2 protein-coding genes are annotated in these 11701 nt (G+C 70.6%); both read left to right on the forward strand.

Features of this window, described 5'->3' with window-relative positions:
• Nucleotides 1–6898: type I polyketide synthase (locus GWI24_RS31015; protein WP_210949233.1), on the forward strand; the 6898-nt coding region annotated here is incomplete at its 5' end.
• A 60-nt stretch (nucleotides 6899–6958) separates the two neighbouring features.
• Nucleotides 6959–11701: type I polyketide synthase (locus GWI24_RS31020; protein WP_210949234.1), on the forward strand; the 4743-nt coding region annotated here is incomplete at its 3' end.

Below are 11701 nucleotides of genomic sequence, written 5' to 3' on the forward strand. Positions count from 1 at the left end.
CTGGGGTTTGGTGCGCTCGGCGCAGGCTGAGCATCCGGATCGGTTCGTCCTGGTGGACGTGGACGACGTCCCGGTGTCGGCCGGTGCGCTGCAGGCGGTGCTGTCGTGTGCGGAACCTCAGGTGGCCGTCCGTTCCGGGAAGGCCCTGGCGCCTCGGCTGTCGCGTGCCGTTGCTCCTGCGGCTTCCGCTGAGGGAGCTGGGGCGGGCTTTGCGTGGGATCCCGAGGGCACGGTGCTGGTGACCGGTGCTACCGGCACGCTGGGGCGTTTGCTGGCGCGGCATTTGGTGGCCGAGCGGGGGGTGCGGCATCTGGTGTTGCTCTCTCGGCGGGGCCGGGAGGCCACTGGCGCCGTGGAGTTGGAGGCCGAGCTGGCGGGGCTGGGCGCGTCGGTGACGGTGGCGGCCTGCGATGTCGCCGATCGTGAGGCGCTGGCCGGGGTGTTGGCGCGTATTCCGGTCGATCGTCCGTTGCGTGGTGTGGTGCATGCGGCCGGTGTGCTGGATGACGGTGTGGTGGAGTCGTTGACGCCGGAGCGTCTCGATGTGGTGTTGCGGCCGAAGGTCGATGCCGCGGTGTATCTGGATGAGTTGACCCGGAATCTGGATCTGTCGGCGTTTGTGATGTTCTCGTCGGCCGCCGCGACTTTCGGTGCGGCGGGGCAGGGGAACTACGCGGCGGCGAATATGTTCCTGGATGCGCTGGCGGCGCGCCGTCGGGCGCGCGGGCTTGCGGGGGTGTCGTTGGCCTGGGGTTTCTGGGCCGAACGCAGTGATATGACCGGCCACCTCGCCGACGCCGACGTCGCCCGGATGGAGCGCGGCGGCGTCATCCCGCTGTCGTCGGACGAGGGTCTTGCGCTCCTCGACGCGGCGAGCGCCATGGACCACTCGCTGCTGGTTCCCGTGCGGATCGCCCCGGCAGCGCTCCGTGGTGGGGCCGGAGCCGTACCGCCGTTGCTTCGCCGGCTGGTGCGTACCCCCTCGCGGAGGGCCCTTGCGGACGCCGCGCCGGGCATGGACACAGCCCTGCACGGTGACCTCGTCCGGCTCGCGGGGCTTTCCGAGGCCGAGCAGGAGCAGACGCTGCTGGATCTCGTGCGTGGCGGGGTCGGCGCGGTGCTTGGCTACTCCGACGTGGAGCAGGTCGAGCCGGAGCGTGCGTTCAAGGAGCTCGGGTTCGACTCGCTGACGGCCGTCGAACTGCGCAACCGGCTGAACGCGGTCACCGGGCTGCGCCTGCCCGCCACCCTCGTCTTCGACTACCCCTCGCCCCTGGCGCTCGCCCGCTACCTCCGTGATGAGCTGCTCGGCAGGAGCGGCGAGGTGGTTGCCGACTCAGGACGTCGTGTGTCGGTGGCCGCCTCCCCGGACGAGCCGATCGCCATCGTGGGCATGAGCTGCCGCTTCCCCGGTGGGGTGACGTCCCCCGAGGATCTGTGGCGGCTTCTGGCCCGCGGCGGAGACGCCATCGCCGCCTTTCCGGACGACCGCGGCTGGGACCTGGAGGGTCTGTATCACCCGGATCCCGATCACCGGGGCACGGCGTATGCGCGTGAAGGTGGTTTCCTGTACGACGCGGGTGACTTCGATCCGGAGTTCTTCGGGATTTCGCCGCGTGAGGCGCTGGCGATGGATCCGCAGCAGCGGTTGTTGCTGGAAACGTCGTGGGAGGCGCTGGAGCGGGCCGGTATCGACCCGGCGTCGGTGCGCGGCAGCCAGACCGGCGTGTTCGCCGGAGTCATGCACCACGACTACGGCTCGGCCACGGTGCCGGAAGGAGTCGAGGGCTACATCGGCAACGGCACGGCCGGCAGCATCGCCTCGGGCCGCGTCTCCTACACCTTCGGGTTCGAAGGGCCCGCCGTGACGGTGGACACCGCCTGCTCATCGTCGCTGGTGGCGCTGCATCTCGCGGCCCAGTCGCTGCGCCAGGGGGAGTGTTCGCTCGCGCTCGCCGGTGGCGTGACGGTGATGTCGACCCCGGCCCTGTTCGTGGAGTTCAGCCGTCAGCGAGGGCTGTCGGCCGACGGTCGTTGCAAGGCGTTCGCGGGAGCGGCGGACGGTACGGGGTTCTCCGAGGGCGTCGGCGTGCTGCTCCTGGAACGGCTCTCGGACGCACGGCGCAATGGCCACCGGGTGCTTGCCGTCGTCCGCGGGTCCGCCGTCAATCAGGACGGCGCCTCGAACGGACTGACGGCCCCCAACGGCCCGTCGCAGCAGCGGGTCATCCGGGCCGCGCTGGCGAGTGCCGGGCTGTCGGCCGCCGAGGTGGACGCGGTCGAGGCACACGGTACGGGCACCACACTCGGCGATCCCATCGAGGCACAGGCGCTGCTGTCGACCTACGGGCGCGAGCGGGGCACCGAGGAGCGGCCGCTGTGGCTCGGCTCGATCAAGTCGAACATCGGTCATACGCAGGCGGCTGCCGGTGTGGCCGGTGTGATGAAGATGGTCCTGGCGATGCGGCACGGCGTACTGCCGAAGACGTTGCACGTCGACGAGCCTTCGCCGCATGTGGACTGGTCCGAGGGTGCGGTGCGGTTGCTCACGGACACGACGGAGTGGCTGGGGACGGGTCGCCCGAGGCGTGCGGGTGTCTCCTCCTTCGGTGCCAGCGGGACCAATGCGCATGTGATCGTGGAGCAGGCCCCGGAGGAACGGCGTGTCGCCGAGTCGGTGAGCGACGGATCCGCAGGGTCGGCGCCGGTGCCGTTGGTGGTGTCGGCGAAGTCCGAGGATGCGTTGCGGGCGCAGGCGGAGCGGTTGCTGTCGGCGGTGCGTGGAGAGCTGGACGCCGAGGCATCGGTCGCGGATGTGGCCTCGTCGCTGGTGACCACGCGCTCGGTGTTCGAGCACCGGGCGGTGGTGCTGGCCGGTGACCGTCAGGGCTTCGTGGCCGGGCTGGAAGCGCTGGTGGATGACGTACCGGCGGCCGGTGTGGTGCGGGGTTCGGCGGTGCCGGGGAAGCTGGCGGTGCTGTTCTCGGGTCAGGGCAGCCAGAGGGTCGGGATGGGGCTGGAGCTGTGCGAGGCGTTCCCGGTGTTCGCGGATGCCTTCGATGAGGTGTGTGCGCGGTTCGACGGGATGTTGGAACGTCCGCTGCGGGAGGTGATCAGCGGGGACGCGGAGGGGCTGGACCAGACCGCGTACACCCAGTGTGGGTTGTTTGCGGTGGAGGTGGCGCTGTTCCGGTTGGTGGAGTCGTGGGGTGTGCGGCCGGATTTCGTGGCCGGGCATTCGATCGGTGAGCTGGTGGCCGCGCATGTGGCGGGTGTGGTGTCGCTCAAGGACGCGTGTGCGTTGGTGGCGGCTCGTGGGCGGTTGATGCAGGCGTTGCCGTCGGGTGGGGTCATGGTGTCGGTGCAGGCCGCCGAGGCCGACGTGCTGCGGCTCCTGGCCGGTCGCGAAGCCGAGGTGAGTGTGGCCGCGGTCAACGGTCCGTACTCGACCGTGATCTCCGGGGCGGAAAAAGCGGTGACGGAGGCCGCCGGGCAGTTTGAGGCTCAAGGCATCAAAACCAAGCGGCTGCGTGTCTCCCACGCCTTCCACTCACCCCTGATGGAGCCGATGCTGGCCGAGTTCCGCCAGGTGGCCGAGGGGCTGTCGTACGCGCATCCCCGTATCCCCGTCGTGTCGAACGTGACGGGCCTGGTCGCGGATGCCGAGGCGCTGTGCTCCGCCGAGTACTGGGTGCGCCACGTCCGTGAGACCGTGCGCTTCGCCGACGGCATGGCGGCCCTCGCGGAGGCGGGTGTGACGACCTCCCTGGAGCTGGGGCCGGACGGGGTGCTCTCCGGCATGGGCCAGGAGTGCGCACCGGACGTCGAGTTCGTCTCCGCACTGCGCAGCGGCCGAGGAGAGAGCGCCACGCTCCAGGAGGCATTGGCTCGGATCTTCGTCCGTGGCGTCCCGGTGGACTGGACGGCGTTGCTCGCGCCGATTCCCGTACGCCACGTGGAGCTGCCGACCTACGCCTTCCAGCGGAAGCGGTACTGGCTCGAGGCCGGTGGGGCGGCGGGCAACGTGGCCTCGGCGGGGCTGCGGTCCGAGGAACATCCCCTGCTCGGTGCCGCCGTGAGGCTGCCCGACTCCGACGGATGCCTGTTCACCGGCCGGCTGTCCGCGCGTACGCACGCCTGGTTGGCCGACCACGCCGTGCTGGGCTCGGTGGTGGTGCCGGGGACGGCCTTCGTGGATCTGGCGCTGCATGCCGGTGGCCGTTTCGGATGTGACCAGGTGGACGACCTGGTGCTGGAAGCGCCGCTGGTCCTTCCCGAACGGGGTGCGATCCAGCTCCAGGTGATGGTGGCCGGAGCCGATGACGACGGCCGCCGACCCGTCACCGTCTACTCCCGGCAGGAATCCGCTGATGAGGACGAACCCTGGACGCGCCACGCCACCGGTGTCCTCCTGACCCGGGCCGAGTGGCCGGAGGCGGCGATCTCGGCCGAGCTGAGCGTGTGGCCGCCTGCGGATGCCGAGGCGATCGACATCAGCGGCATGTACGAGCGCTTCGCGCTGGGCGGGCTCGCGTACGGGCCGGCGTTCCAGGGGGTGCGGGCCGCCTGGCGGCGCGAAGGCGAGGCGCTCACCGAGGTGTTCGCCGAGGTGGCACTGGCCGAGGAGCAGTGGTCGGACGCCGCGCGCTTCCGCGTGCACCCAGCGTTGCTCGACGCCGCCCTTCATGTCGCGGGACCCGGTGGTCTGGTGGCCTCGGACGCGGAGCGGGTCCGCTTGCCGTTCGCCTGGAACGGGGTGTCAGCGCCCATCACCGGCGCGACCACGGTCCGCGTACGGCTGGTGGCGGCCGGGGCCGACGGTCTGTCGCTCGCCGTGGCCGATGAGACGGGCCGGTTGATGGCCTCGGTGGCAGAGCTGGTGACGCGCCCGGTCTCCGCCGAGCAGATCGACGCCGCGCGCGGCACCTCCCATGAATCGCTGTACCGGCTGCGGTGGAACGCCATGCCGCTCCCGGCCGACGCGCCGTCCTCCGCCCGCTGTGCGGTGGTCGGGGAGGAGGACAGCGAGCTGGCCGTGGCGCTGCGGTCGGCGGGCTGGCAGGTGCGAACGCACTCTGATCTGGAGGCGCTTGCCCGGTCCGGCGCCGAGGGCGAACCCCTGCCGGAGTGGGTGCTGCTGGCTTCCACGACCGGCACCGGTGGCGACACCCACCAGGGTCCGCGTGGCGTGTCGCATCAGGCGCTGGAGGGGGTGCAAGAGTGGCTGGCCGAGGAGCGGTTCGCCGACTCCCGCCTGGTCATCACCACTCGCGGCGCCGTGGCCACCACCTCCACCGAGGGCGTGGACGACCTGGCAGGGGCGGCGGTATGGGGCCTGGTGCGATCCGCGCAGGCCGAAGACCCCGGCCGAGTGCTCCTCCTCGATGTGGACGAACCCACGGAGCTCGGCTCCGTTCCGCTGGCCGCCGCCCTCACCTCGGGCGAGCCGCAGTTGGCCGTACGCGGAGGGCGCGTACTGCTGGCGAGGCTGGTCCGAGCCGATGGGGAGGCGGAACAGGGCGCTTCGGCGACATGGGACCCCGAGGGCACGGTCCTCATCACCGGGGCCAGCGGCACCCTGGGCGGTCTGCTGGCGCGGCATCTGGTGGCCGACCATGGTGTGCGGCATCTGGTGCTGCTCAGCCGCAGGGGCTCGGCGGCCGAGGGTGCGGCCGAGCTGGCCGATGATCTGGTCTCGGCCGGGGCGTCGGTGACCTGGGCGGCCTGTGATGTGGCCGACCGGGACGCCCTCGGTGCGGTGTTGTCGGACATCCCCGCCGCGCATCCGCTCAAGGGCGTCGTCCATGCCGCCGCCGTGCTGGACGACGGTGTGATCGGGTCGTTGACTCCGGAGCGGCTGGACACCGTGCTGCGACCGAAGGCGGAGGCGGCACTCGCCCTGCATGAGCTGACGGCCGGGCTCGATCTGTCGGCGTTTGTGGTCTTCTCCTCGGTGGCGGGCATGTTCGGGGCCGCCGGACAGGGCAACTATGCCGCCGCCAACGCCGTCCTCGACGCGCTGGTCTCACAGCGCCGGGCGCAGGGCCTCTCCGGCCTGTCGCTGGCCTGGGGCCTATGGGAGGAACGCAGCGGGATGACCGCGGGGCTGGCCGAGGTGGACAGGCGGCGGATGGACCAGGTCGGCATCTCCGCCCTGTCGTCCGCCGAGGGGCTCGCACTGTTCGACGCCGCCTGTGCGGGCGATGGCCCGGTCGTAGCCGCCGCACGGCTGAATACGACGGTCTGGAGGTCTGCGGCGCATGAAGGCATCGCAGAAGTACCGCATGTGATGCGGGAGTTGGTGCGGATGCCCGCTCGCCGGGCGACGGCGGAATCCACCGGAGTGGCCGGAGCGGCCGGGGCGGCGGAGGCGTTGCGGGCACGCCTGGCCGGAGCCTCGTATGCGGAAGGCGAACGCCTGGTGCTGGACACGGTACGGCGCAATGTCGCCGCGGTGCTGGGCCACGGCGGTCCCGAAACCGTGGAACCGGGCCGTGCGTTCAAGGACTTCGGCTTCGATTCATTGACGGCGGTGGAATTGCGCAACCGGCTGGGCACGGTGACCGGACTGCGTCTGACCGCGACGCTGGTCTTCGACCACCCCACCCCGACGGCCCTGGCTCAGCACCTTCACCACGAGCTGACGCGGGACGCCGGGTCCGCCGCCACCTCGGTGCCCGTATCCGTGGGACTCGATCAGCTCGAAGCCGGTCTGTCGGCGATGACCTGGGAGGAGATCGGCCGCACGGATGTGGTGTCACGCCTGCGGGAGCTCTTGGCAAAGTACGGCGACGCACAGGAAGTTCCGAGCAGCAGCGCTGCTCTCGTCGACCAACTCGAATCGGCGACGGATGGCGAACTCTTCAAGATGGTGGACGAGGATCTCGGAATTCTCTGAAGCAATCTGAAGAAATACCCCTCCGCGATCTGCCGACAGCCTTGTGATTGGGAAAGCGCGATGAGCAACGAAGACAAACTCCGGGATTATCTCAAGCGAGTCATTTCCGAACTCCACCAGACGCGTCAGCGCCTCCAGGAAGCGGAGTCCGCGGACCACGAGCCGATCGCGATCGTGGCGATGAGCTGCCGCTACCCGGGCGGGCTGCGTTCGCCCGAGGAGCTGTGGCGGTCGGTGGCCGCCGGCGACGACGCCATCTCGGGCTTCCCTCAGGACCGTGGCTGGGACGTGGAGGGGCTGTACGACCCCGACCCGGGCGCGGTCGGCAAGAGCTATGCGCGCGAGGGCGGATTCCTGCACGGCGCCGGCGACTTCGACCCGGCGTTCTTCGGGATGTCCCCACGCGAGGCGCTCGCGACCGACCCCCAGCAGCGGTTGCTGCTGGAGACGGCCTGGGAGGCGTTCGAGCGGGCCGGTATCGACCCGGAGTCGGTGCGGGGCAGCAAGACCGGTGTCTTCACCGGTGTGATGTACCACGACTACGGAACCGGTCTGACCTCGCTGCCCGCAGGTGTGGAGGGCTATCTGGGCAATGGCACCGCGGGCAGCATCGCCTCCGGCCGGGTGGCCTACACCCTGGGCCTCGAGGGCCCGGCGGTCACCGTCGACACGGCGTGCTCCTCGTCCCTGGTCGCGCTGCACTGGGCCGGTCAGGCCCTTCGGCGTCAGGAGTGCACACTCGCCCTCGCGGGTGGTGTCACGGTGATGTCCACCCCCGGAACCTTCGTGGAGTTCAGCCGTCAGCGGGGTCTGGCGGCTGACGGTCGGTGCAAGCCGTTCGCGGCGGCCGCGGATGGCACGGGCTGGGGCGAGGGTGTGGGCATGCTGCTGCTGGAGCGGCTGTCGGACGCGCGCCGCAACGGCCACCCGGTGCTGGCGGTGGTGCGCGGCTCCGCCATCAATCAGGACGGCGCGAGCAACGGGCTCACCGCGCCGAACGGCCCGTCCCAGCAGCGGGTGATCCGCCAGGCCCTGGCCGACGCCAAACTCTCCGCCAAGCAGGTGGACGCCGTCGAGGCGCATGGCACGGGCACCACGCTGGGCGACCCGATCGAGGCGCAGGCGCTGCTGGCCACATACGGGCAGGAGCGGCCGGAGGAGCGGCCGCTGTGGCTCGGCTCCATCAAGTCGAACATCGGCCATACGCAGGCGGCGGCGGGCGTGGCCGGCGTCATCAAGATGGTGCAGGCGATGCGGCACGGGCTGCTGCCGCAGACCCTGCATGTCGACGAGCCATCGCCCCATGTGGACTGGTCGACGGGCGGCGTGAGGCTGCTCACCGAGGCCACGCCGTGGCCGGAGGGGGACGAGCCCCGTCGGGCGGGTGTCTCGTCCTTCGGGATCAGCGGCACCAATGCACACATCATCCTGGAGCAGGAGCCTCCGGCCGACCCGGAGGGCGAAGCGCCGGAGGAGACAGGGCAACTGCCTTCCGGCATCGTGCCGTGGCTGGTCTCGGGGAGGTCCGAGAGCGCGCTGAGTGCTCAGGCCGCAGGGCTGCTCGCCCACCTTGGTGCTCGGGCGGAGGCAACCGTCACCGATATTGGGTTCTCTCTGGCGACGACGCGTAGTGCGTTCGAGCACCGTGCGGTGGTGTTGGGGTCCGACCGTGCGGCTTTGACCGAGGGCTTGGGTGCGGTGGTTGAGGGTGACGGTGCTCCGGGGCTGGTGCGGGGTGTGGTTGCGGGTGGTGATGGTCGTGCGGTGTTGGTGTTTCCGGGTCAGGGGTCGCAGTGGGTGGGGATGGCGGCGGGGTTGTTGGAGTCGTCTCCGGTGTTCGCGGAGCGGGTGGGTGAGTGTGCGGTGGCGTTGGCGCCGTTTGTGGACTGGTCGTTGGTGGATGTGCTCGGGGATGCGGTGGCGTTGGAGCGGGTGGATGTGGTGCAGCCGGTGTTGTGGGCGGTGATGGTGTCGCTGGCTGAGGTGTGGCGTTCGTTTGGGGTGGAGCCTGCGGCGGTCATCGGTCATTCGCAGGGTGAGATTGCGGCGGCGTGTGTGGCGGGTGCGTTGTCGTTGGAGGATGCGGCGCGGGTGGTGGCGTTGCGGAGCAGGGCGTTGCGTGCGTTGTCGGGGCTGGGTGGGATGGTGTCGGTGTCGTTGCCGGTGGAGGAGGTGCGGGAGCGGCTTGGGGCGTGGGGTGAGCGGTTGTCGGTGGCGGCGGTGAACGGCCCGTCGGCGGTCGTGGTGTCCGGTGATGTGGATGCGTTGGAGGAGTTTCTGGCCGCGTGTGAGGCGGAGGAGATCCGTGCGCGGCGTGTGCCGGTGGATTACGCCTCGCATTGCGCTCATGTGGAGGCCATCGAGGGGGAGTTGCTGCGGGAGCTCAGGGGGATCAGTCCTCGGTCGTCGTCGGTGCCGTTCTATTCGACGGTGACCGGTGGGGTGCTCGATACGGCCGGGCTGGATGCGGGGTACTGGTACCGGAATCTGCGTCAGACCGTGCGCTTTGACGAGACCGTGCGTGCGCTGCTGGCCGACGGTTTCCAGGTGTTCATCGAGGCCAGCGCCCATCCCGTACTCACAGTGGGGGTGGAGCAGACCGCCGAGCAGCATGGCTCTGAGGTGGCGGCCGTCGGGTCGCTGCGCCGTGATGAGGGCGGCCTGGAGCGCTTCCTGACTTCCGTGGCCGAGGCGTATGTGGCCGGGGCCTCTGTCGACTGGACGGGGCTGTTCGCGGGGACGGGTGCGCGTCGGGTCGAGCTGCCCACGTACGCCTTCCAGCGCAAGCGGTACTGGCTGGACGTCCAGGCCCTGCCGCAGCCGAGCCCGCTCACCGAGGCCGATACGACCGACCCCGATGGCATCGCTGACCACATATCGGCGACCGATGCGGCGTCCCTGCTGCGGGCACGTCTCGCCCGGCTGAACGACGTCCAGCGAGAGGAGATGCTGGCGGACCTGATACGTGACCAGGTCGCCACCGCGTTGGGGTACGAAGGGCCGGAAGCCGTCGATCTGGGTCGGACCTTCAAGGAACTGGGCTTCGATTCGCTCGGCGCCGTCGATTTCCGCAATCGTCTGAACACCAGGACCGGACTGCGACTGTCGACCACGCTGCTGTTCGACCACCCCACGCCCCGGGCCCTCGTTCGCCATCTGCGGGACAGGCTTCTGGGCGACGACGGGCGAGAGGAGACCGCGTCGGCACCGGTCGGCGTGGCCCCGGACGAGCCGATCGCGATCGTGGGCATGAGCTGCCGCTACCCCGGCGGTGTGCGGTCGCCCGAGGAGCTGTGGCAGCTGATCGCCTCCGGTGGCGACGCCATCGGGGCGTTCCCGGCGGACCGGGGCTGGGATCTGTCCGGGCTGTACGACGCGGACCCCGGACGAGCCGGGACGACGTACACCCGCGAAGGCGGATTCCTCTACGACGCCGGGGACTTCGATGCCTCCTTCTTCGGGATCTCGCCGCGCGAGGCGCTGGCGATGGACCCGCAGCAGCGGCTCTTGCTGGAGACCTCCTGGGAGGTCTTCGAACGTGCGGGTATCGACCCGGCCGGGCGGGAGAAGAGCCGGACCGGTGTCTTCGTGGGCGCGATGTCCCAGGACTACGGCCCGCGGATGCACGACGCCTCGGACGAGCTGCAGGGATACCTGCTGACCGGCAACACCGTCAGCGCCGCTTCCGGCCGCATCTCCTACACCATGGGCTTCGAGGGCCCGGCGATGACGGTCGATACCGCCTGCTCGTCCTCCTTGGTGGCCCTGCATCTGGCGGCCCAGTCGCTGCGCCAGGGCGAGTGCGCGCTCGCACTCGCCGGTGGTGTGACGGTGATGCCTACGCCGGGGCTGTTCGTGGAGTTCAGCAGGCAGCAGGGACTGGCCCCGGACGGCCGGTGCAAGCCGTTCGCGTCGGCGGCGGACGGCACGGGCTGGGCCGAGGGCGTCGGGATGCTGCTGCTGGAGCGGCTGTCGGATGCGCGGCGGAACGGGCACCAGGTGCTCGCGGTGGTGCGCGGCAGCGCCATCAACCAGGACGGTGCGTCAAACGGCCTGACCGCGCCGAACGGACCCTCCCAACAGCGCGTGATCCGGGCGGCATTGGCGAACGCCGGACTTTCGCCCGCCGATGTGGACGCGGTCGAAGCGCATGGCACGGGCACGGCCCTGGGCGACCCGATCGAGGCTGAGGCACTGCTCGCGACCTACGGGCGGGAGCGGAGTGCCGAGGACCGGCCGCTGTGGTTGGGATCGGTGAAGTCGAACATCGGTCATACGCAGGCGGCGGCCGGTGTCGCGGGCGTGATGAAGATGGTGCTGGCGATGCGGCACGGGGTGCTCCCGAAGTCGCTGCACGTCGATGAGCCGTCGCCGCATGTGGACTGGTCGGCGGGCGCCGTGGAGCTGCTGACGGATGCGGTGGCGTGGCCGGAGACGGGCCGGTCGTGGCGTGCGGGCGTGTCGTCGTTCGGCATCAGCGGGACGAACGCCCATGTCATCGTGGAGCAGGCGCCCGCAGAGGTGGGCGCTGCCGAGCCGGTGGGCGAGGGGCGGGAGGCCCCGGCGTCGGTGCCGTGGGTGGTGTCGGCGAAGTCCGAGGGCGCGTTGCGGGCGCAGGCGGAGCGGTTGCTGTCGGCTGTGCGTGGGGAGCTCGGCGCTGAGGCGTCGGTCGTGGATGTGGCCTCGTCGCTGGTGATCACGCGGTCGGTGTTCGAGCACCGGGCGGTGGTGCTGGCGAGCGACGGTGAGGGGTTTGAGGCCGGGCTGGAAGCGCTGGTGGAGGGTGTACCGGCGGCGGGTGTG

The sequence above is a fragment of the Streptomyces sp. MK37H genome (assembly GCF_018035285.1).
Classification (GTDB): Bacteria; Actinomycetota; Actinomycetes; order Streptomycetales; family Streptomycetaceae; genus Streptomyces; species Streptomyces endocoffeicus.